This window comes from Micromonospora sp. MH33 (assembly GCF_003013775.1).
GTDB lineage: Bacteria > Actinomycetota > Actinomycetes > Mycobacteriales > Micromonosporaceae > Micromonospora > Micromonospora fulviviridis.
In genome coordinates, this window is record NZ_MUYZ01000029.1 from 1 (window position 1) to 21,966 (window position 21,966).

Consider the following 21,966-nt stretch of genomic DNA (forward strand, 5'->3'; position numbering starts at 1 on the left):
CGCGGGCAGCCGGGGCAGGTCGATGCGCAGGCGACCGCCCGGCCCGGCGCGCTCCGGTGCGGTCAGGGTGGCCCCACCGCCCGCCGTGACCGCCGCGGCGGCGCCGGACAGGTCCCGGGTGCGGTCGTCGGCCGGCGCGTCCTGGGTGTGCTTCTCGGCCAGCGCGGACAGGTCCTGGGTGCGGTCGTGGGCCAGCGCGGACAGGTCCTGCGTGCGGTCCTCGGCCAGCGCGGACAGGTCCTGGGTAGCCTCGACCGACGGCTGCGGGGCGCCGCGCGCCGCGAGCGCCGCGCGGGCCGAGGTGAGGTCCTGGGTGGGGCCCTCGATCAGTTCGTGCACCGACAGCTCCTCGGCCGGCTCCTCCGGCCGCTGCTTCCGCCGCGCCATCACGCCCCCAGCAGGCTCTGGCCGCAGACCCGGACCACGTTGCCGCTGACCGCGCCGCTCGCCGGCCAGGACAGCCAGCCGATCGTCTCGGCCACGTCCACCGGCAGGCCGCCCTGGGCCAGGCTGTTCATCCGCCGGCCCGCCTCGCGGATCATCAGCGGGATCCGGGCGGTCAGCCGGGTCTCGATGAAGCCGGGCGCGACCGCGTTGAGGCTGATGCCCCGCTCGCGCAGCACCGGGGAGAGGGAGTCGACCAGGCCGATCACGCCGGCCTTGCTGGTCGCGTAGTTGGTCTGGCCCCGGTTGCCGGCGATGCCGGCGATCGAGGAGACCGAGACGATCCGGCCGCCGGCCGGGATGAGGTCGCGCTCCAGCAGCACGTCGTTGATCCGTTCCTGGCTGGAGAGGTTCACGTCGATCACCGAGTCCCAGCGGTCGGCGTCCATCCGGCCCAGCGTCTTGTCCCGGGTGATGCCGGCGTTGTGCACCACCACGTCGACCCGGCCGCGCCGGCTCGCCAGGTGCTCGGCCAGGCGGGCGGGGGCGTCCGGCGCGGTCAGGTCGAGCTGCACCGCGCTGCCGCCTACCTCGTTGGCGACCGCGGCCAGCTCGTCGCCGGCGGCCGGGATGTCCAGCGCGACGACGGTAGCGCCGTCCCGGGCGAGCACCCGGGCCAGCGCCGCGCCGATGCCCCGGGCCGCCCCGGTGACCAGGACGACCTGACCGTCCAGCGGCCGGTCCCAGTCGGCCGGCGCGGTGGCGGTTCCGGCGCCGACCCGGACGACCTGACCCGAGACGTACGCGGACCGGCCGCTGAGCAGGAAGCGCAGGGTGGACTCCAGGCTGACCAGGGTGCCGGCGTCGCCGTCCGTCGTGACGTACACGAGCTGGGCGGTCACGCCCCGGCCGAACTCCTTGCCGATGCTGCGGGTCAGCCCCTCCAGCGCACGCTGGGCGGTCGCCTCGCGGGGCGAGCCGCACTCGGCCGGCGGGCTGCCCAGCACGATCACCCGGCCGCTGGGCAGCAGCGCCCGGGCCTGCGGGTGGAAGAAGTCGTAGAGCTGGCGCAGCCCGGTGGAGTCGGTGATGCCGCTGGCGTCGTACACCAGGGCCGCGAAGCGGGAGGTCGGGTCGGTGGCGGCGGCCGGGTCGACCAGCTCGACCCCGGCGGCGGTCAGGACCTTGCCCACCGGCTCGGCGAGCCGACCGCCGGCCGACGAGCCGAGCAGGACCGGCCCGGGAACCAGCGGGTCGCCCGGCGTGTGCCGGCGCAGGCGGGGCGGGTCGGGCAGCCCGAGGCGCTTGACCAGCGTGCGGCCGGCCCCCGTTTGGACGAAGCTCGCGTACCTGTCGGTCATAGGCGTAGCCTACTGGCGAGTAGGGTTCGGGCAACAGCTTCGAGGAGGCCGATCGTGCAGAGTGTCCGGCGGGTCGCGGTGATCGGCGGCAACCGCATCCCCTTCGCCCGGTCCAACTCGCGCTACGCGCACGCGTCCAACGCGGACATGCTCGGTGCGGCGCTGGACGGGCTGGTCGCCCGGTTCGGGCTGGCCGGCCAGCGGGTCGGCGAGGTGGTGGCCGGCGCCGTGCTGAAGCACTCCCGGGACTTCAACCTCACCCGCGAGGTCGTGCTCGGCTCGCGCCTCGACCCGCACACCCCGGCGTACGACATCCAGCAGGCCTGCGGCACCGGGCTGGAGGCCGCCATCCTGGTGGCCAACAAGATCGCGCTCGGGCAGATCGAGGTCGGCATCGCCGGCGGCGTCGACACCACCTCCGACGCGCCGCTGGCCGTCAACGAGGACCTGCGCCGCACCCTGATCCAGCTCAACTCCGCCCGTACGCTCGGCGAGCGGCTGAAGATCGCCGCCAAGCTCCGCCCGCTCCAGCCGTTCAAGCCGGAGATCCCGCGCAACGCCGAACCGCGTACCGGGCTGTCGATGGGCGACCACGCCGCGAAGACCGCGCTGCGCTGGAACGTCGACCGGCAGGCCCAGGACGAGTTGGCGCTCCGCTCGCACCAGCGGCTCGCCGCCGCGTACGAGAAGGGGTTCTTCGACGACCTGATGACCCCCTACCTGGGGCTCACCCGCGACCAGAACCTCCGCCCGGACACCACCCTGGAGAAGCTCGGCTCGCTCAAGCCGGTCTTCGGCGCCAAGGGGCCGGACGCCGAACGGGCCACCATGACGGCCGGCAACTCCTCCCCGCTCACCGACGGCGCGTCGACCGTGCTGCTGGCGTCGGAGGAGTGGGCGCGCGAGCACCACCTGCCCGTGCTGGCGTGGTTCTCCTGGTCGGAGACGGCGGCGGTCGACTTCGTGCACGGCGACGAGGGGCTGCTCATGGCCCCCGCGTACGCGGTGCCCCGGATGCTGACCCGGGCCGGGCTGACCCTCCAGGACTTCGACTACTACGAGATCCACGAGGCGTTCGCCTCGCAGGTGCTGGCCACGCTGGCCGCCTGGGAGTCGCCGGAGTTCTGCAAGGAGCGGCTCGGCCTCGACGCGCCGCTCGGGTCGATCGACCGGGACAGGCTCAACGTGAACGGCTCGTCGCTGGCCGCCGGGCACCCGTTCGCGGCCACCGGCGGCCGGATCGTGGCCACCCTCGCCAAGCTGCTCGACCAGAAGGGGAGCGGGCGTGGGCTCATCTCCATCTGCGCGGCCGGCGGGCAGGGCGTGACCGCGATCCTGGAGCGCTGACGCCGACGCCCGCCCGGGTCGATGGATCCGGGCGGGCGTCCTGCATTGCGGTCAGCTGCCGAGGGTGAACTTCTCCCAGGGGCCGATGGCGGTGCGGTTGGCGATCAGGGGCTTGGCGCCGCCGCTGTCCGCGGTGACGTAGCGGCTGTTGACCGCCGCCTTGAGGCTGACCGTGCCGTCGGTGTTGCGGACCAGGGTGAACTTCTCCCAGGCGCCGGCGCTGAGCCGGTTGGCGATCAGCGGGTTGACGCCGCTGTTGTCCGCGCAGACGAAGCGGTTGTTCGCATGGGCGAACACGCCGATCTGCCCGTTGCCGAGGTCGACCAGGTCGAACCGCTCCCAGGGGCCGACCGCGGTCCGGGTCGCGATCAGCGGCTTGGCGCCGGCGTTCTCGGCGGTGACGTACTTGCCGTTCGCGCCGGCCTTGAACGAGCGGCCGGCATCGGTGACGTTGACCCGGTAGAACTTCTGCTCGATGCCGATGCTCTGACCGTTGGCGATCAGCGGGGTGCTCGCGTTCGGCGTTGCGGTCACGAATCTGCCGCTGGACTGCGATCTCAGGCTGATGGTGCCGTCGGCGTTGCGAGTCAGGGTGAACCGATGGTTGGTGAGGACAGCCTGGCCCTGGTAGCTCACCGCCGCCTCACCGGCAGCGTCCGCCGCGACGTACTGCCCGCTCGCGCGTGCGAACAACGCCACCTGCCCCCCACCGGCGTCGACGAGGTCGAACTGGCCGCCCGCGTCGAGCGTGGAGCGGTCCGCCCCGAGCGATGGCCAGGGCACGGCGGCCATGGGAGCCACGTACCGGAGCGCGGAAAGGGTGAGCAGGCCGATGGTGCCGGTCCGGGGGAGGACGCTCACCATCTGCCCGGTCGAGTTCATCCGTCCGTCGGTGCCGGCGACATCGACACTCACGGTGTAGTCGCCCCGGGTCGTGTAGCGATGCGTGATCACCGGGGTGTCCTGGGTGGCGGCCGTGCCGTCACCGAAGCTGAACCGGTAGGAGGCGATGGGCGCGACGCCCGGTTCCGACGTGGAGGCGTCGACCGTGACCGTGCCCGTGTCGAGATCCAGTTTGACGGTCATTCGAGCCTGCGGACTGCGGATGGTCTCCAGGGCGCCGCGATCCGCGTACGGCAGCGGACCGACGCCGGTGTTCGCCACCGCCGGGTCGTCGATCCGGGCGGTGCCGACCCGGTCGGTCATCGAGAACCCGGGAGCGGCGGAATTGGCCGAGTCATAACCTGCTCTCGGCCCGGGAGTGTCCAGGTCGTGGGTGGCCTGGCGGGAGGCGGCCTGGAAGGCGGCCAGGCTCATCCGGCTGCCGTTCCACGCGTAGATCGTCGAGGACCCGGGGTTGTAGTGGTTGGCGTTGTTGTAGTCGACAAGCGTGTCGGTGACGGCGCCGTCCTGCACGGCGATCTCCACGCCGGGGCCGCCAGGCGACGTGCAGTCGGTCTGCCCGAAGGGCCCATTCATGACGAGGAGGTTGTTCTGCACGGAGACCGCGGTGGAGTCGCCGTCGACCCTGATGCCGTCGAGGCAGCGGTCCCGCACCGTGTTGTTGGTGATCGCCGTGCCGCTGGCACCGTGGTTGTGAATGCCGTGACCGGCGCCTCCGTTGATCTCGTTGTTCACCACCGTCGTTCCGCTGGCACCGGGCTGAACGGCGATGGCAGCTCCGGTGAAGCCCCTGACGACGTTGTTGACGACCGTGTTGTCGGGGCCTTCGATCCGGATGCCGGCGCTCTGGTCGACCGGGGTCGCCGCGGGGGCGTCCGTGATCGACATTGACTCCAGCCGCACGCCTGACGTGGTGCCGTCCAGCAGCACTCCGGCGGCGAGCGGCCGGGCAGAGACGAAGGAGCGGGTGATGGAGGACCGGTGGACTCCGGAGAACCGCACGGCGGTGATCGCGGTGTTGTCCGCCATGCTGAAGCCGCCGCCTTCGACGGTGATGTCCGAGGCGTTGCGGACATCGAGGGCGGGGAGGTCCGTCGCTCCGATGACCTTGAGGTTCCGGATCGTGATGTCGTGCTGCCCGTCGATGGTGAATCCGGCGGTCGGACCGGTCAGGACGGCGATGGTGTTGGCGGAACTCCGGAACACGATCGGCGCCTCGGGCGTGCCAGAGGCGCCGATGGTGACGCGTTCACGGTACGTGCCACTCACGTCGACTGTTTGACCGGCGGAGGCGAGAGCCGCGGCGGCGCTGATTGAGCAGAACGGCTGTGCCGCGGTGCCAGGACCGGTGTCGGAGCAGGCGGTCGACGTCTGGCGGACGTAAAGGACCGTCGCGTCGGCGGCCCGGGCCGGGGTGGCGAAGGTCAGCAGGGAACCGCCGGTCAGCGCGAGTGCGGTGAGCCCGGCGACGGAGGAATTGCGCATGTGCGTCCTCGGTCGAGGAGGAAAGGGAACCCGGAGGGGCCGGGGGCTTGATCTTCACTCATCGGGATGTGTCCCCGCTGCCCCGGTCGGCGTTTCGGGCAGCGATTCTCAGTTGGGCGTGCCGGCGATCCCGGAGCGCTGATCTCGGCAGGAACGGCGACGCCCGCCCGGTTGTCGCAGCCGGGCGGGCGTCGGTCGTCGTGCGCTCAGCTGCCGAGGGTGAACTTCTCCCAGGGGCCGATGGCGGTGCGGTTGGCGATCAGGGGCTTGGCGCCGCCGCTGTCCGCGGTGACGTAGCGGCTGTTGACCGCCGCCTTGAGGCTGACCGTGCCGTCGGTGTTGCGGACCAGGGTGAACTTCTCCCAGGCTCCGGCGCTGGTGCGGTTGGCGATCAGCGGCTTGGCGCCGGCGCCGTCCGCGGAGACGATCAGCCGGTTGGCCCAGGCCAGGAGCGCCACCTTGCTGCCGCCGAGGTCGAGCACGTCGAAGCGCTGTGCGGTGCCGGCGCCGGTGCCGCTGGCGATCAGCGGCTTGACACTGCCGCTGTCGGCGGTGACGAAGCGGCCGTTGGCGCCCGCCTTCAGGGTGCGTCCCGCGTTGGCGACGTCAACCCGGTAGAACTTCTGGTCGGTGCCGACGGTCGTGCCGTTGGCGATCAGCGGCGTGGTCGCGTTCGCGGTCGCGGTCACGTACCTGCCGCTGGCGACCGACTTCAGGCTGACTGTGCCATCCGCGTTGCGGACCAGGGTGAACCGCTCGGTGTCACCGACCACCACGCTTTGGTAGGTCAGCGCCGCCCCGGCCGTGTCGGCGGTGACGTACCGGCCGGCCGAACGCAGGAACAGGGCCACCTTGCCGTCGCCGGCATCGACCAGGTCGAGCCGGGCGGTCGGGCCGAGATCCGGCCGGTCCGCGCCGAGCGCGGACCACGGCACGTTGGCCATCGGGGCGACGTACCGGAGGGCGGACGTGGTGAGCAGGCCCACGGTGCCGGTGCGGGGCAGCACGCTCACCGGGTGGGTGGTGTCGTCCTTGCGGCCGTCCGTGCCGGTGGCAAGGACGGAGACGCTGTACGTGTTCCGGGTGGCGTACCGGTGGGTGGCGACCGGCGTGGCCTGGGTGACGACCGTGCCGTCGCCGAAGTCGAACCGGTAGGTGGCGATGGGCGCGACCCCCGGCACGGTGGCGGAGGCGTCGACGGTGACCGAGCCGGTGTCGAGGTCCGGCGTGAGGGCGAACCGGCTGTCCGGGCCGCGGACGGTCTCGACCGCCCCCCGGTCGGCGTAGGGCAGCGGCCCGGCGCCGGTGTCGGGGACCGCCGGGTCGTCCACCCGGGCGGTGCCGTTGCGGTCGGTCGCCGGGAAGCCCGGAGCGGCCGAGTTCGCCGAGTCGTATCCGCCCGTCGGGCCCGGGGTGTCGAGGTCGTGGGCGGCCTGCCCGGAGGCGGTCCGGAAGGCCGCCAGGCCCATCCGGGTGCCGTTCCAGGAATAGATCGCCGAGGAGCCGGACAGGTAGAGGTCGGCGAGGTTGTAGTCGACCACCGTGTCGGCGGTGGCGCTGCCCTCGACGGCGATCTGCACGCCGTGCCCGGGCGGTGACGGGCAGCTGTGATCGCGACTCTTGACGAGCCGGTTGTTCTGCACCGAGACGCCGGTGGAGCCGCCGTCGACGCGGACGCCGCCGCGGCAGCGATCCGTGATGGTGTTGTTGGTGATCGCCGTGCCGGCGGCGCCCGCGTTGTGGACGCCGTAGCCGAGCCCTTCGCCGATCTCGTTGTTCACCACCGTCGTCCCGCGCGCACTCGGCGCGACACTGACGGCGGCTCCGGTGAAGCGCTGGAAGGAACCGCCGACGATCGTGTTGTCGGAGCCCTCGATCCGGATCCCGACGCTCTGCTCGACGGGGTCGTTCGGGTTGCCGATGACACCTACCGCCGACAGGCGTACGCCGGACGTGGTGTCGTCCAGCAACATGCCGGTGGTCAGCGAACTGCCGGAGACGAAGAAGTTGCTCAGGACCGAGTCGGTGACACCGGAGAGGCGCACGACCGTCCCGGTCACACCGCTCGTCAGGGAGTAGCCGCCGCCCTCGACCGTGACGCGGGTGGCGTTGCGGATGTCGAGTGCGGGACCGTCGGCCGCACCGGGGACCTGGATCCGTTCGATCCTGATGTCGTGCTGGCCGTCGATGGTGATTCCGCCCGCCGGGCCGATCAGCTGCGAGCTGGAGGAACTGCCCCGGAAGACGATGGGCGCATCCGGCGTGCCGGACCGGGTGACGGTGACGTGCTCCCGGTAGACGCCGCCGCTGAGCTCGACGGTCTGCCCGGCCGAGACGACGGACGCGGCGGCGCCGATCGAGCAGAACGGCTGCTCGTAGGTGCCGGGCCCGGTGTCGGAGCAGTAGGTGGCCGCCGGTCGGACGAAGAGGGTCGCCCTGTCCGCGGCCTGTGCCGCGCCGGCGAAGGCCAGGAGTGAGCCGCCGGTCAACGCGGCCGCGGTGAGCCCGGCGAAGAGAGGTTTGCGCATGTGGATCCTCGGTTCGAGGAGGGAGGGGGCCCAGGGAGAGCCGAGGATGATCTTTGCCCATCGGCAGGTGTCCCGCTGTCCCGGCCGGCATAACGGACGCCGGATTTCGAGGTCGCCGAGATGCCCCGATCAGGTGGCCGAAGGGACAAAGCCCGCATTCATGGTGAGAGCCCGTCCATCATCGGCTCCAACGGGCGGAAGGTGGGCATGGACCGGCATCAGGTACGCGGGGCCCTGCTGGCTGCGGGACTGTCGCCCGACACCTTCGAGCTGGAAGGCGTGCACGAGCACGTGCCGGTCCCTGCCGATTTCTGGTTCCTCCGCCACGCCCCGGGCGGTGGCTGGGAGATCGGCCTCTACGAGCGCGGGGTGCACGACGTCCGCCAGCGCTTCGACACCGAGGAGGACGCCTGCGCCGGGCTCTACCATGCCCTCACCGGCCGTCCCGCCCCGCCCTGATCACGGCCGGGCTCGGGGCGACCGGAGCGCTGGTCTGCGGGTACGAAAGAATGGCCCCGTGACGATCCCGAACGTGCTCGCCAACCGGTACGCCTCGCCCGAGCTGGTCGCCCTCTGGTCGCCGGAGGAGAAGGTACGCATGGAGCGGCGGCTCTGGCTCGCCGTGCTGAGGGCCCAGCGGGACCTCGGCGTGCCGGTGCCGGACGGGGTGGTCGAGGCGTACGAGCGGGTGGTCGACGACGTGGACCTGGCCTCGATCGCCGAGCGCGAGCGGGTCACCCGGCACGACGTGAAGGCCCGGATCGAGGAGTTCAGCGCGCTCGCCGGGCACGAGCACGTGCACAAGGGGATGACCTCCCGGGACCTCACCGAGAACGTCGAGCAGCTCCAGATCCGGGCCTCGTTGGAGCTGATCCGGGACCGGATGGTCGCCACCCTGGCCCGGCTGGCCTGGCACGCCCACGAATACTCGGGCCTGGTGATGACCGGCCGGTCGCACAACGTCGCCGCGCAGGCCACCACGCTGGGAAAGCGCTTCGCCTCCGCCGCCGAGGAACTGCTGATCGCGTACGAGCGGCTGACGGACCTGATCGACCGCTACCCGCTGCGCGGCGTCAAGGGGCCGGTGGGCACCGCCGCCGACCAGCTCGACCTCTTCGACGGCGACGCCGACAAGGTGGCCGAGTTGGAGCGCCGGGTCGCCGGGCACCTGGGCTTCGCGCGGGTGCTGGACAGCGTCGGCCAGGTCTACCCGCGTTCGCTGGACTTCGACGTGCTCTCCGCGCTGGCCCAGGTCGCCGCCGCGCCGTCGTCGCTGGCCACCACGATCCGGCTGATGGTCGGCCAGGAGTTGGTCACCGAGGGCTTCAAGCCGGGCCAGGTGGGCTCCAGCGCGATGCCGCACAAGATGAACACCCGCTCGTCGGAGCGGGTGAACGGCTTCGCGGTGATCATCCGGGGCTACCTGTCGATGGTCGGCGAGCTGGCCGGCGACCAGTGGAACGAGGGTGACGTCTCCTGCTCGGTGGTCCGCCGGGTGGCCCTGCCGGACGCCTTCTTCGCCGCCGACGGGCTGTTCCAGACGTTCCTCACCGTGCTCGACGAGTTCGGCCCGTACCCGGCGGTGATCAACCGGGAGCTGGAGCGCTTCCTGCCCTTCCTGGCCACCACCAAGATCCTGGTCGCGGCGGTCCGCCGGGGCGTCGGCCGGGAGGTCGCGCACGAGGTGATCAAGGAGCACGCGGTCGCCGTGGCGCTGGCCATGCGGGAGAAGGGCGCCGCCGAGAACGACCTCTTCGACCGCCTCGCCGCCGACGGCCGACTCGGCCTGACCCGGGCCGAGATCGACGCCCTGGTCGCCGACCGCAACGCCTTCGTGGGCGCCGCCGGAGCCCAGGTCGACCGGGTCACCGCCCGCATCACCAGGATCGTGGAAGCTCACCCCGAAGCCGCCGCCTACTCCCCGCCCCCCATCCTCTGACCGGCTCACGAGCCGGGGGTGGGTGTTTCGCCGGCGGTTCGGAGGTTGGGGGCGCTGGCCGGTTCGGCGATGCCGCCGGGGGCGGAGGCGATCTCCGCGTCGTGGGCGGTCTCGGCCGCGATCATCGGCTGGTCCGCCGGCATGACGTCGGGCGTCTTGGGTACGGCGATCACCGCCGTCCCGTACGCGCAGATCTCCATCCACATCTCGCCGCAGTCGCGGCTGTCGAAGCGCATGCCGATCACCGCGTTCGCGCCGAGCCGCAGGGCCTCCTCGCCGAGCCGGGCCACCGAGTCGGTACGCCAGCGGGTGAGGTTGTCCGGCGCCATCGGGTCGTAGGCGCCACCGCGCAGGTTCTTGACCCCCTCGCGGTACGGGTTGCGGGTCCGCGCCATCGAGGAGACCACTTCGCCGAGGATCTGGCGGATCTCGTAGCCAGGCAGTTGATCCGTCGTCACGACCAGCACGGTTCCGATGCTGTCAGCCGCCGGGCGGCCGGTTCGTGAGCCGTGTTCAACTGACCGGATGCTGCAAAACGGCGCGGCGCGGACGGTCGGGGTGCCACCGGCCCATCCGCGCCGCACCGGCGCTAACCGTCAGACACCGGCCACCGAGGTGATCCAGGACCGGTTGTACGCGACACTGCCGTAGTTCTGGATGCTGGAGCCGTCGGCGGTGGAGGCGACGCCGACCTGCCGGCCGTTGTAGAACTGCGGGCCGCCCGAGTCGCCCCGCCAGGCGTTGCCGTTGATCCGGGTGCTGCGGATCGCCTGGCCGCCGTAGGCGTCGGTGGCGCTGGTGCTGGTCACCTGCACGTTGGCGGTCTTGAGCTGGGGAGACGCGCCGCAGCCGCTGTAGCAGGTCATGCCCCAGCCGTAGATCGAGTTGGTGGAGCCGACCGGCGGGTTGCTGCTGGCCAGCGTCACGGCGGAGGTGCTGACCGCGCTGGAGAGGCGGAGCAGGGCCAGGTCGTAGCGGGTGTAGGAGGCGCTCACGGTGCGGGTGACCCCGCCGGAGGCGTAGTAGACGCTGCCGACCCGGACCGACATCGAGCCGCTGACGCAGTGCCGGGCGGTGAGCACCCACTGGGACGCGATGACGCTGCCGGAGCAGGTGAACGAGCCGTTGCTGAACACGGCGGCGGCCCACGGGGCGGACGAGACGGTGCTGCCACCGATGATCGGCTGCGGGCCGGCCGGTGCGGCGGCGGCGCCGGAGGCGGTGGCGAGCACGCCGGCGAGGGCGGTGGTCAGCACGGCGAGCAGGGGACGGAGGCGCATGTCGGGGACTCCTTCTGCGGGCGGACGCCCGGGGGTCGCCGGGCAGGGGGTGACCCGGCCGGGGCGGGGTGGACCCGGCGGGCCGGTCGATGAACTCATCGACGCTTGGCGATGAATGCTAAGGGTCGGCTGATGTTCGTCACAAGGGCTCGATTGAAATCGGCGGATCGGTCGGACGGCTGGGGCGGGACGGGCCGGCCGTCTGTCGGAAACCGGTCCCGCCGCCGGGGGCGTGCGGCGAAATGCCTGGTGAGGGGCCTGTCGCCGCGAGCCGGCAGCCGCGCCCGGCAACAAATTCGTATCGACGCCGCAACGAACGTGCATCGGCCTTCCGTCCGGGCGGCCGGTCACGCCGATCACTGCCTGACCCGGCCCCGGCCGGTTCGGGCGGGACGGTATCTGCCAGGTAGGCTGGCTGCGCTCGCCCGTTGTGGGCCGGCACCCAACTGCGTACACAGTCAGGAGTGCCCCGTGCCTCGCGTCGTCGTCGACGTCATGCTCAAGCCCGAGATCCTCGATCCTCAGGGCCAGGCCGTCGCAAACGCGCTGCCCCGGCTCGGCGTCAGCGACGTCGCCTCGGTCCGGATCGGCAGGCGGATCGAGATCGAGTTCACCGGTGAACCGGACCTGGACCGGGCCCGGGAGATCGCCGACAAGCTGCTCGCCAACCCGGTCATCGAGGACTTCACCGTCCACCTGGTCGAGGCCGACGAGACCGCGGACGCGCGCTCGTGACCGCCCGGGTCGGTGTGGTGACGTTCCCCGGCTCGCTCGACGACGGGGACGCGGCCCGGGCCGTCCGGATCGCCGGCGCCGAACCGGTCCGGCTCTGGCACGGCGACCCGGACCTGCACGGCGTGGACGCCGTCGTCCTGCCCGGCGGCTTCTCCTACGGCGACTACCTGCGCTGTGGCGCGATCGCCCGGTTCGCCCCGGTGATGGGGACGATCGTCGACGCCGCCCGCGGCGGACTGCCGGTGCTCGGCGTCTGCAACGGCTTCCAGATCCTCTGCGAAGCCCACCTGCTGCCCGGCGCGCTCACCCGCAACCAGCACCTGCACTTCCGCAACCGCGACCAGGTCCTCCGGATCGAGGCCGTCGACACCGCCTGGACCAACGCGTTCCAGCCCGGCCAGGAGGTGCTCATCCCGGTCAAGAACGGCGAGGGTTGCTACGTCGCCGACCCGTCGACGCTGGACCGGCTGGAGGCCGAGGGCCGCGTCGTCGCCCGGTACGTCGGCGGCAACCCCAACGGATCGCAGCGCGACATCGCCGCGATCACCAACGAGGCCGGCAACGTGGTCGGCATCATGCCGCACCCCGAGCACGCGGTGGAGGCGCTCACCGGCCCCTCCCTGGACGGCCTCGGCTTCTTCACCTCGGTGCTCAAGCACCTGGTGGGGGCCCCGGCGTGAGCGTGAGGAGCGAGCCGGGTCTGCGAGCCCCGCAGTCGCGAACGAAGATCGGCTCGGTGGCCGTACGCGGCGGGATCATCGGTCGGCTCACCCGCCGCCACGGCGGCGAGCGCAGCGAGGAGAGGTCATGACCACCCATCCGGACCCGGCCCTGCGGGAGACGCCGGGCGTGGTGCCCCAGGCCGGCCCGGCCGAGGACTGGGCCCTCGGCGTGGACACCGTGCCCCGGGCCGCCGGCACCCCCGAAGAGCTCCAGCCGTACGCCGAGCTGGGCCTCCGCGACGACGAGTACGACCGGATCCGGCACATCCTCGGCCGCCGGCCCACCCAGGCCGAGCTGGCCATGTACTCGATCATGTGGAGCGAGCACTGCTCCTACAAGTCGAGCAAGGTGCACCTGCGCCAGTTCGGTGAGAAGGCGCCGCCGAGCGACCGGCTGCTGGCCGGCATCGGCGAGAACGCCGGCGTGGTCCAGGTCTCCGACGAGCTGGCGGTGACCTTCAAGGTCGAGTCGCACAACCACCCGAGCTTCGTCGAGCCCTACCAGGGCGCGGCTACCGGCGTCGGCGGCATCGTCCGGGACATCCTGGCCATGGGTGCCCGCCCGGTCGCCGTGATGGACCCGCTGCGCTTCGGCGCGGCCGACCACCCGGACACCGCCCGCGTGCTGCCCGGCGTGGTGGCCGGGGTCGGCGGCTACGGCAACTGCCTCGGCCTGCCCAACATCGGCGGCGAGGTGGTCTTCGACCCCTGCTACCAGGGCAACCCGCTGGTCAACGCGCTCTGCCTCGGCGTGCTGCCGGTCGACCGGCTGCAGAAGAAGGAGGCCGCCGGCCCCGGCAACGTCGTGGTGCTGATGGGCGCCAAGACCGGCCGGGACGGCATCGGCGGCGTGTCGGTGCTGGCCAGCGCCACCTTCGACGAGGGCAGCGAGCAGCGCCGCCCGGCCGTGCAGGTGGGTGACCCGTTCACCGAGAAGCTGCTCATCGAGGCGTGCCTCGAGCTGTACGACGCCGAGCTGGTCGTCGGCATCCAGGACCTCGGCGGCGCCGGCCTGACCTGCGCGCTCACCGAGACGGCCGCCGCGGCCGGCACCGGGATGCGGGTCTGGCTGGAGCGGGTGCCGCTGCGGGAGCCCTCGATGGAGCCGCACGAGATCCTGGCCAGCGAGTCCCAGGAGCGGATGCTGCTGGTGGTCGCGCCGGACAAGCTGGAGGCGGTGCTCAAGACCGCCGAGAAGTGGGGCGTGCTCGCCACCGCGATCGGCGAGGTCACCCCGCCGTCGCCGGACGGCCAGCCGGGCCGGCTGCTGATCACCTGGCGCGACCAGATGGTCGTGGACGTGCCGCCGGGCTCGCTGGTCGACGACGGGCCGGTCTACGCCCGCCCGATGCGTGAGCCGGCCGACCTGATCCTGCTCCAGGCCGACCGGGCCGAGACGCTGCCCCGGCCGAGCGACCCGGAGGCGCTCCGGGAGACCCTGCTCCGCATGATCGCGTCGCCGAACCTGGCCGACAAGACCTGGGTCACCGAGCAGTACGACCGGTACGTGCTGGGCAACACCGTGCTCGCCCAGCCGGAGGACTCCGGCGTGATCCGGATCGACGAGCGGACCGGCCTCGGCGTGGCCCTCTCCGTCGACGGCAACGGCCGGTACGCGCGCCTCGACCCGTACCACGGGACGAAGCTCGCGCTGGCCGAGGCGTACCGGAACGTGGCGGTGACCGGCGCGAAGCCGATCGCCGTGACCAACTGCCTGAACTTCGGCTCGCCGGAGGACCCCGGCGTGATGTGGCAGTTCGCCGAGGCCGTCCGCGGCCTGGCGGACGGCTGCCTGGAGCTGGGCATCCCGGTGACCGGCGGCAACGTCAGCTTCTACAACCAGACCGGCGCGGCGGCCATCCACCCGACCCCGGTGGTCGGCGTGCTGGGCGTGCTGGACAACGTGGCGGACCGGGTGCCGATGGGCTTCGTGCCGCGGCCGGCCGGCGACCACGACCAGCTCTTCCTGCTCGGCGAGACGCACGTCGAGCTCTCCGGCTCGGAGTGGGCCTGGGTGACCCACGAGCACCTGGGCGGCATCCCGCCGCAGGTCGACCTGGCCCGCGAGCGGCAGCTCGCCGAACTGCTCGCCGACGCGGCCCGGGTCGGGCACCTCAGCTCCGCGCACGACCTCTCCGACGGTGGTCTCGCCCAGAGCCTGGTCGAGTCCAGCCTGCGGCGCGGGGTCGGCGCCCGGGTGGTGCTGCCGGAGCACTTCGCGGGCGGCTCGATGCCGTTCGTCTTCCTGTTCAGCGAGTCCGCCGGCCGCGTGCTGGTGTCGGTGCCGCGCGGGCACGAGAAGGCGTTCACCGCCCTCTGTGCCGAGCGCGGGGTGCCGTGGGAGTTCATCGGGGTCACCGACCCGGCCGGCGGCGCCCTGGAGGTGCACGGCCAGTTCCGGATCGGCCTCGACGAGCTGCGCGAGGCGCACACCGCCACCCTGCCGCGCCTCTTCGGCGGCGCGGAGGCGGCCCGGGTCGAGGTGGAGGCCACCCGTACCGGGACCACCACCGTCCTGCCGGCCACCGCCGAGCAGCCGGTCGGTGTCGACCCGGCCGAGGTCGACGCCGAGCCGATCGCGCGGGCGGGCTCCGCTCCGGCGGAGACCGAGGTCGAGGCGGCCGTCCCCGGGGAGGTCGCGGACGCTCCGGCGGCCGACGGCACCGCGACGGACCAGGCTCCGGGCGACGAGGCTCCGGCGGAGGTCGCCGACGCCACGTCCGACGCTGCCGGCGACGCTCCCGAGGCGGCGCCCGGCCCGGACGGCTCCGCGACGGCTACCGGTGACGCCGACGAGCACCCCGCGCCGGATCAGCGCTGAGGCTCTGGCCTTGGCCGTCTTCGCCCAACCTGGCGCCGGCGCCCGGTTCGACTGGGGGCTGAGCGGGGCGGCGGAGCTCGGTCGGGTCTGCGCCGCCCTGGTGGTGGTGGACGTGCTCTCGTTCACCACCGCCGTGGAGGTGGCGGTCAGCCGCGGCATGCGGGTGCACCCGTTCCCGTGGGGCGAGCAGGCCGCCGACTACGCCCGCCGGGTCGGCGCCGTCGCCGCGGTCGGCCGCCGGCAGACGACCCCGGAACACCCGTGGTCGCTCTCCCCGGCGGCGCTGCGGACCGCGCCGGTCGTCGCCGACCTGGTGCTGCCGTCGCCGAACGGTTCGGCGATCAGCGCCGCCGCGAGCGCCACCGGCGTGCCGGTGGTGGCGGCGTGCCTGCGCAACGCGCCCGCCGTCGGGCGCTGGCTCCGCGCTGAGGGGTACGGCTCGACGGACGCCCCGGTCGGTGTGGTGGCCGCCGGTGAGCGCTGGCCGGACGGCTCGCTGCGCCCCGGCGTGGAGGACCAGCTCGGGGCGGCCAGCGTGCTGGACGCCCTGTCCGGGGTTCCCGGCGGGCTCTCGGTGGAGGCGGCCATGGCCCTGGCCGCCCTGGCCAGTACGCCGGACGTGGCGGCGGCGGTCCGGGGCTGTGTCTCCGGCCGGGAACTCATCGAGGGTGGCTTCGCCCAGGACGTGGCCGTCGCCGTCGAGGTCGGCGTCTCCGACGTGGTGCCGGTGCTGCGCCAGGGCTACTTCGCCCCCGCCTGAGGCCGGCTCTCCTGGTCGACACCTGCGGCGGTGCCGTTCCGCGCCGGCTGCGAACCTGATGACCTGAGCGAGCCGGGGCACCCGGGGGAAAGCCAGCACCTCGCGAGCCCCGCTCTGCGCGAAGTGGCCGCCCGGCTCAGCCGGGCGGCCACTGTCGTCGTGCTGTGTCGGGGCGCTCGTGCCCCGGCGGTCAGTCGTCCAGCCAGTCCAGGCGGCGGCCGCCGCGGTCCTGCGGGGCGTCCGGTCGGCCCCGGCCGGCCTCGGCCGGGTCGGCGTAGCGGCCACCCTGGTCGTAGCCCGGGTTGTCGTAGCCACCGCCGCGCTGCTGCGGCGGCGGCTCCTGGCCGTAGCCGCCCGGCTGGCCGTAGCCACCCTGCTGGGGCTGGCCGTAACCCTCGCCGCCACCGTAGCCGCCGCGCTGGTCGTAACCGTCGTAGCCGCCCTGCTGGCCGCCGTCGTAGCCGGCCTGGCGACTGTCGTAGCCGCCGGTCTGGCCGCTGTCGTAGCCACCGGCCGGTGCGCTGTCGTAGCCACCGCCCGGGCCGCCGCCGTAGCCGCCCGCGGGACCGTTGTCGTAGCCGCCGGCCGGGGCGCCGTAGCCGGCACCGGAGGCGTAGCCGTTGCCGGCCTGCTCCGGGCCGCGGCCGTACTGGCCCTGGCCGGGCTGGTCGTAGCCCCGGCCCTGCTCCGGCTGGTAGGTGCTGGTCGGGTACGGATCGGCCGGCGGGGCGTACTGGGTGCTGTCGCCGGTGTAGCGGCCGGTGGGCTCGTCGTAGCGCTCGCTGCCGTAGCCGCCGCCCTGGGCGGGCGGGTAGCCGGCGGCGCCGGCGCCGTAGTCCCGGCTGCCGTAGCCGCCGCCGGAGGACGGGGCGGTGCCGTAACCGCCGCCCGAGGACGGGGCGGCGCCGTAGCCGTTGTCGCCGCCGTATCCGCCCTGGCCGGGAGCCTCGTCGCCGTAGCCGTTGCCGGCCCAGCCGGCCTGACCGGCACCGGTGCCGTAGGCCGGGCCGGGCGGCGCACCGTACGGGTCCGGCGGCACGTCGTCGACGACCGGGCGGTGCATCATGGTCGGCGCGTCGCTCAGCGAGGTGCCACCGACCATGGTCGGTGCCGCCCCGGCGCCCATGCCGTTGACAACCCGGGTCTGGTCGTCCGCGCCACGGTAGGCGCCCCGGGCACCCGGCACCGCGCCGGCCGCTCCGGCCGCTCCGGCCGGGCCACCGGGGCCGGTCGGCCCGTGCGGGCCGTCCCCGTCGCCGTCGCCGTCCTCGTTCTTGCGCCGAATGTAGAGCAGCACGATGGTGCCAACCCCGACGGCGACGAAGAGGCCGCCGAGCAGGATGAGCAGCCAGGAGCCGAAGCCGCCGGAGTCCTCGTTGGCGGCCGGCTGTTGGGCGGCCGGTGCCTCGGTGGCCGGCTCGTCGGTCGCCTCGTCGGTCGCCTCCTCGCTCGGCAGGGCTTCCTCGCTGGCGGACGGGGTGGCGCTCGGGCTGGCCTCGACCTTGACCGGCACGCTGATCCGCTGCCCGGTCACCGACTGGCCGGCCGCGGCGTTGAACGACTTGGTGCCGATCTTGCCGTCCTTGTTGGCGCCCAGGTCGATCCGGCCCGGTGCGATCGGGTCGGAGGTCGAGCCGCTGAACCGGAAGTTGCCGCTACTGTCCGTGCTGGTCTGGCGCTGCTTGCCCTGGCTGTCGCGAAGCATGACCACGGCACCCGCCACCGGGTCGCCGTTGGCCTCGGCGACCACCTTGCCGGAGATCGACTTCACAGTCTGCGTCTGCTGCTGAGTGGGCGGCGCGGCCTGACCTTGAACGGTCATGTCGCGAGCATCGCTGGCCTGGTCGCCGCCAGCCTTGGCGCTGACCCGAACCTGCCCGGACTTGGTGTCGCCCTGGGCGATGTTGTCCGCCACGAGCGTGACGGTGATCGACTCCGTCTGGCCGGGCTGGATCGGTCGAGCGGGCACGCTGCATTCGCCCTGGCAGCTGAGGCCGTTGAAGGTGCCGACGTTGACGCTGAAAACCGTCGGAACGTCGTTGTTGTTCTTGACGCTGAAGGTCATCCTGGTCTGCTGGCCGCTCTGCAACGTGCCGGTCGGCAGGTTGGTGATCTGAACGTCCGGGTTGGCAGCCAGGGCGGGTGTGGCGGGGACGGCGAGCAGCGCGCCGAAGACCAGCGCTACGACCACACCGGCCCGCTGCTTCCAGGCACGTCGGTGTGTTGACACGTCCACCGCCTTCCGGGTCTGATCTCCCCGCCAGCCGGTCCGGCCGGGGTGATCACTCACGGTACGAATACGCCGTCGGCAACTATGCCTTGTCTGACCGGATCATCTCTACCCAGGGCCAGCGTCGAACGGGATGCTGCCGGGTCGTATCGTCCCGTCGTGTCCTCTCCGCACACTTATTCGGCCGCGGTCGCGGCAACGTTGACGGCGCTGGATGAGGGGCGTACGCCCGATCGGCCGGTGTTCCGGGAGGCGGTCCGTACCCTCTTGGCCGTCCTGGCGGAGCGCGCCCCCGGCCGATCGGTGGAGGTGCGGGTTCCACCATACGGTGCCGTGCAGTGCGTGGCGGGGCCGCGACACACCCGCGGAACGCCCCCGAACGTGGTGGAAATGGACCCGGCGACCTGGCTGGCGCTGGCCACCGGCCGCCTCGGCTGGGCGGAGGCCGTCACCGAGGGTCGCGTACGGGTGTCCGGCATCCGGGCGGACCTGTCCGAGTACCTTCCGCTCTAGCTGCGGCGAGAGCGGCGGAGGGCGATCACGCTCTGCGGGCGGATCGTGACTGTCGGTATCGTCAGCTGTTCGCGTACACTGTGAGGCGACGACGGTCCCCGGCCCACCGTGCGGAGCTTGCCCCCCGACCTCCGCCAGGCCAGTCCAGACCCCAGCATGAGGGAGCGGCAGGTGCCCCGAGGCGATGGCCGGCTGAGCCACGACCTTGACCCCCAGCGACCCGGCCCCCAGGACGCGTGCGGCGTCTTCGGCGTCTGGGCGCCCGGGGAGGAGGTCGCCAACCTGACCTACTTCGGGCTCTACGCCCTGCAGCACCGCGGCCAGGAGGCCGCGGGCATCGCGGTGAGCGACGGTTCCGGCGTGGTGGTCTACAAGGACCTCGGCCTGGTCGCCCAGGTCTTCGACGAGCCGACCCTGGCCAGCCTGCGCGGGCACGTCGCGATCGGGCACGCGCGTTACTCGACCACGGGCGGTTCGACCTGGGAGAACGCCCAGCCGACCATCCGGGCCACGAGCGCCGGCACCACGATCGCGCTGGCCCACAACGGCAACCTGGTCAACACCGCCGAGCTTCAGCGCGAGGTGGCCGAGCGGGGCCTGGACTCCGACGGCTCGACCAACGACACGTCGCTGGTCACCATGCTGCTGGCCGGCCGCCCCGATCTCTCCGTCGAGGCGGCCGCCCTGGAGGTGCTGCCCCAGCTGCGCGGCGCGTTCAGCTTCGTCTTCATGGACGAGTCGACCCTCTACGCGGCCCGCGACCCGCACGGCGTCCGCCCGTTGGTGCTCGGCCGGCTGGAGCGCGGCTGGGTGGTGGCGAGCGAGACCGCCGCGCTGGACATCGTCGGCGCGAGCGTGGTCCGCGAGGTGGAGCCGGGCGAGCTGATCGCCATCGACGAGGATGGGCTGCGGTCCAGCCGGTTCGCCGCCCCGGAGCCCAAGGGCTGCCTTTTCGAGTACGTGTACATCGCCCGCCCGGACGCCACCATCGCCGGCCGGAACGTGCACTCCGCAAGGGTGCAGATCGGCCGCCAGCTCGCCAAGGAGCACCCGGTCGAGGCCGACCTGGTCATCCCGGTGCCGGAGTCCGGCACCCCGGCAGCGATCGGCTACGCCGAGGAGTCCGGCATCACCTACGGCCAGGGCCTGATGAAGAACCCGTACGTCGGGCGCACCTTCATCCAGCCCTCGCAGACCCTGCGCCAGCTCGGCATCCGGCTCAAGCTCAACCCGCTGCGGGAGAACGTCCGCGGCAAGCGCCTGGTGGTGGTGGACGACTCGATCGTCCGCGGCAACACCCAGCGGGCCATCGTGCGGATGCTGCGCGAGGCGGGGGCGCTGGAGGTCCACGTCCGGATCTCCTCGCCGCCGGTCAACTGGCCCTGCTTCTACGGGATCGACTTCGCCACCCGTGCCGAGCTGCTGGCCAACGGGCTGGACAACGAGGGCATCCGCCGGTCGATCGGGGCCGACACGCTGGGCTACGTATCGCTCCCCGGCCTGATCGCCGCGACGGAGCAGCCGAAGACCCGGCTCTGCCGGGCGTGCTTCGACGGGGAATACCCGATCGAGCTGCCGGCCGGGAACCTGATCGGCAAGCACGTCCTCGAAGGAGTGGGCCGCCGGGTCGCCGCCGAGGCGTCCGAGCCCACCGCCGCAACCACCGCCGCGCTCGTCGCCACGCCGAGCAACCGCCCGTAGCACCACCGACGCGGGGTCCGGCCGCACCGACCGGCCCGCGGGAACCACAAAGGGGAGAACCGTGACGCACGTGTCCGAGCGCAGCGGCGCAGGATCCAGCCCGACGGGCGCCGGCGGCGACCGCCAGCCCTGGTCGGCGGGTACCGGCCGTACGCAGCGCAAACGCTCGGTCTCGTACGCCGACGCCGGGGTGTCGATCGAGGCGGGCGACCGCGCGGTCGAGCTGCTGAAGTCCAAGGTCCGGCAGACCCGGCGCCCGGAGGTCATGGGTGACCTGGGCGGCTTCGCCGGGCTGTTCCGGCTGGACACCAAGAAGTACAAGAACCCGATCCTGGCCTCCTCCACCGACGGCGTGGGCACCAAGCTGGTGATCGCCCAGCAGCTCGACATCCACGACACGGTCGGCATCGACCTGGTCGCCATGGTGGTCGACGACCTGGTGGCGTGCGGCGCCGAGCCGCTCTTCCTGCTCGACTACATCGCCACCGGCGAGGTCGTCCCGGACAAGGTCGCCGAGATCGGCGCCGGCATCGCCGACGGCTGCCGCTACGCCGGCTGCGCCCTGCTCGGCGGCGAGACCGCCGAGCACCCGGGCGTGCTGCGCCCCGACGAGTACGACATCTCCGCGACCGGTGTGGGCGTGGTGGAGGAGAGCGACATCCTCAGCCCGGAGCGGGTCGAGGTGGGCGACGTGGTGATCGCCATGCGCTCCTCCGGCCTGCACTCCAACGGCTACTCGCTGGTCCGGCACGTCCTGCTGGGCGCCGGCCGGATGCGGCTGGACGTGGTGATCGAGGACTTCGGCCGGCAGCGCACCCTCGGCGAGGAGCTGCTGACCCCCACCAAGATCTACGCCCAGGACTGCCTCAAGCTGATCGCCGAGGCCGAGGTGCGGACGCTGGCCCACGTCACCGGCGGCGGCATCCCGGGCAACCTGGTCCGGGTCCTGCCCGAGCACGTCGACGCGGTGGTCAACCGTTCCACCTGGAAGCCGCAGCCGATCTTCGACCTGATCCAGTCCAAGGGCCGGATCGAGGACCCGGAGATGGAGGCGACGTTCAACATGGGCGTCGGCATGTTCGCCATCGTCTCCGCCGAGGACGCGGACCGCGCGCTGGCCACCCTGACCGGCCGCGGCGTCGACGCCTGGCAGGCCGGCGAGATCATCGAGGGCACCGGCAACGTGCAGATGATCGGTCAGCACACCCGCGGGTGATGACTCTCCGGTGATCATCCGGGCACCTGATCGGGGGTTCA

At 72.7% G+C, this 21,966-nt stretch carries 16 protein-coding genes and 1 pseudogene; 10 read left to right on the forward strand and 7 right to left on the reverse strand.

Going from position 1 to position 21,966, the window contains the following annotated elements; translation table 11 throughout:
* Together B0E53_RS07565 and B0E53_RS07570 are read right to left on the reverse strand one after the other, a co-directional pair.
* Positions 1-390 (reverse strand): annotated as a pseudogene (locus tag B0E53_RS07565) (hypothetical protein); the annotation flags it as partial.
* Positions 387-1,745 carry a 3-oxoacyl-ACP reductase gene (locus tag B0E53_RS07570; protein ID WP_107075351.1) on the reverse strand — a complete coding sequence of 453 codons (1,359 nt, stop codon included), beginning with the start codon at positions 1,743-1,745 and terminating at the stop codon, positions 387-389. The pseudogene B0E53_RS07565 and the gene B0E53_RS07570, both read right to left, overlap by 4 nt.
* A 54-nt stretch (positions 1,746-1,799) precedes the next feature.
* On the opposite strand from B0E53_RS07570, the gene B0E53_RS07575 reads away from it, so the two are divergent.
* Positions 1,800-3,092, forward strand: coding sequence for an acetyl-CoA C-acetyltransferase (locus B0E53_RS07575; protein ID WP_107075352.1), 1,293 nt, complete (start codon positions 1,800-1,802; stop codon positions 3,090-3,092).
* Between the two features lie 51 nt (positions 3,093-3,143).
* On the opposite strand, the gene B0E53_RS07580 is transcribed toward B0E53_RS07575, so the two are convergent.
* Both B0E53_RS07580 and B0E53_RS07585 read right to left on the reverse strand, forming a co-directional pair.
* Positions 3,144-5,480, reverse strand: coding sequence for a right-handed parallel beta-helix repeat-containing protein (locus B0E53_RS07580; RefSeq protein WP_107075353.1), 2,337 nt, complete (start codon positions 5,478-5,480; stop codon positions 3,144-3,146).
* Positions 5,481-5,686: 206 nt separating this feature from the next.
* The gene (locus tag B0E53_RS07585) at positions 5,687-8,008 is read right to left on the reverse strand and encodes a right-handed parallel beta-helix repeat-containing protein (RefSeq protein ID WP_107075354.1); all 2,322 of its coding nucleotides are present in this window, start codon (positions 8,006-8,008) and stop codon (positions 5,687-5,689) included.
* Between the two features lie 207 nt (positions 8,009-8,215).
* On the opposite strand from B0E53_RS07585, the gene B0E53_RS07590 reads away from it, so the two are divergent.
* Together B0E53_RS07590 and purB are read left to right on the forward strand one after the other, a co-directional pair.
* A complete protein-coding gene (locus B0E53_RS07590; protein WP_107075355.1) occupies positions 8,216-8,467 on the forward strand; it encodes a hypothetical protein in 252 nt (83 codons plus the stop codon).
* 58 nt (positions 8,468-8,525) lie between these two features.
* Positions 8,526-9,947, forward strand: coding sequence for an adenylosuccinate lyase (purB, locus tag B0E53_RS07595; protein ID WP_107075356.1), 1,422 nt, complete (start codon positions 8,526-8,528; stop codon positions 9,945-9,947).
* A gap of 5 nt (positions 9,948-9,952) precedes the next feature.
* On the opposite strand, the gene B0E53_RS07600 is transcribed toward purB, so the two are convergent.
* Together B0E53_RS07600 and B0E53_RS07605 are read right to left on the reverse strand one after the other, a co-directional pair.
* A complete protein-coding gene (locus B0E53_RS07600; protein WP_210405981.1) occupies positions 9,953-10,414 on the reverse strand; it encodes a YbjQ family protein in 462 nt (153 codons plus the stop codon).
* A 129-nt stretch (positions 10,415-10,543) separates the two neighbouring features.
* A complete protein-coding gene (locus tag B0E53_RS07605) occupies positions 10,544-11,227 on the reverse strand; it encodes a DUF1986 domain-containing protein (RefSeq protein WP_107075357.1) in 684 nt (227 codons plus the stop codon).
* 471 nt (positions 11,228-11,698) lie between these two features.
* Between B0E53_RS07605 and purS the strand changes: the two genes are divergently transcribed.
* From purS to B0E53_RS07625, 4 genes are all read left to right on the forward strand, one after another.
* Positions 11,699-11,962 carry a phosphoribosylformylglycinamidine synthase subunit PurS gene (gene purS / locus B0E53_RS07610; protein WP_091315782.1) on the forward strand — a complete coding sequence of 88 codons (264 nt, stop codon included), beginning with the start codon at positions 11,699-11,701 and terminating at the stop codon, positions 11,960-11,962.
* The gene (gene purQ / locus B0E53_RS07615) at positions 11,959-12,642 is read left to right on the forward strand and encodes a phosphoribosylformylglycinamidine synthase subunit PurQ (protein ID WP_107075358.1); all 684 of its coding nucleotides are present in this window, start codon (positions 11,959-11,961) and stop codon (positions 12,640-12,642) included. Before purS ends, purQ begins: the two co-directional genes overlap by 4 nt.
* A 127-nt stretch (positions 12,643-12,769) precedes the next feature.
* The gene (gene purL / locus B0E53_RS07620; RefSeq protein ID WP_107075359.1) at positions 12,770-15,505 is read left to right on the forward strand and encodes a phosphoribosylformylglycinamidine synthase subunit PurL; all 2,736 of its coding nucleotides are present in this window, start codon (positions 12,770-12,772) and stop codon (positions 15,503-15,505) included.
* Positions 15,506-15,515: 10 nt separating this feature from the next.
* Positions 15,516-16,265: a 2-phosphosulfolactate phosphatase gene (locus tag B0E53_RS07625; protein ID WP_107075382.1), complete on the forward strand. Its 750-nt coding sequence runs from the start codon at positions 15,516-15,518 to the stop codon at positions 16,263-16,265.
* Positions 16,266-16,455: 190 nt separating this feature from the next.
* On the opposite strand, the gene B0E53_RS07630 is transcribed toward B0E53_RS07625, so the two are convergent.
* The gene (locus B0E53_RS07630) at positions 16,456-18,495 is read right to left on the reverse strand and encodes a carboxypeptidase regulatory-like domain-containing protein (protein WP_107075383.1); all 2,040 of its coding nucleotides are present in this window, start codon (positions 18,493-18,495) and stop codon (positions 16,456-16,458) included.
* Between the two features lie 159 nt (positions 18,496-18,654).
* On the opposite strand from B0E53_RS07630, the gene B0E53_RS07635 reads away from it, so the two are divergent.
* The 3 genes from B0E53_RS07635 (at position 18,655) to purM (ending at position 21,925) form a co-directional block, all read left to right on the forward strand.
* Positions 18,655-19,008, forward strand: coding sequence for a sterol carrier family protein (locus tag B0E53_RS07635; RefSeq protein ID WP_107075360.1), 354 nt, complete (start codon positions 18,655-18,657; stop codon positions 19,006-19,008).
* Positions 19,009-19,179: 171 nt separating this feature from the next.
* Complete coding sequence (purF, locus tag B0E53_RS07640; protein ID WP_107075361.1) at positions 19,180-20,709, forward strand: amidophosphoribosyltransferase; 1,530 nt, start codon at positions 19,180-19,182, stop codon at positions 20,707-20,709.
* Between the two features lie 61 nt (positions 20,710-20,770).
* Positions 20,771-21,925, forward strand: a complete 1,155-nt coding sequence (gene purM, locus B0E53_RS07645; RefSeq protein ID WP_107075362.1) for a phosphoribosylformylglycinamidine cyclo-ligase — start codon at positions 20,771-20,773, stop codon at positions 21,923-21,925.
* Positions 21,926-21,966: the final 41 nt, after the last annotated feature.

Coding starts and splice junctions, on each gene's coding strand:
- B0E53_RS07570 (WP_107075351.1), bottom strand. CDS start 1,745: ATGACCGACAGGTACGCGAGCTTCGTCCAAACGGGGGCCGGCCGCACG.
- B0E53_RS07605 (WP_107075357.1), bottom strand. CDS start 11,227: ATGCGCCTCCGTCCCCTGCTCGCCGTGCTGACCACCGCCCTCGCCGGC.
- B0E53_RS07580 (WP_107075353.1), bottom strand. CDS start 5,480: ATGCGCAATTCCTCCGTCGCCGGGCTCACCGCACTCGCGCTGACCGGC.
- purL (WP_107075359.1), top strand. CDS start 12,770: ATGACCACCCATCCGGACCCGGCCCTGCGGGAGACGCCGGGCGTGGTG.
- B0E53_RS07585 (WP_107075354.1), bottom strand. CDS start 8,008: ATGCGCAAACCTCTCTTCGCCGGGCTCACCGCGGCCGCGTTGACCGGC.
- B0E53_RS07590 (WP_107075355.1), top strand. CDS start 8,216: ATGGACCGGCATCAGGTACGCGGGGCCCTGCTGGCTGCGGGACTGTCG.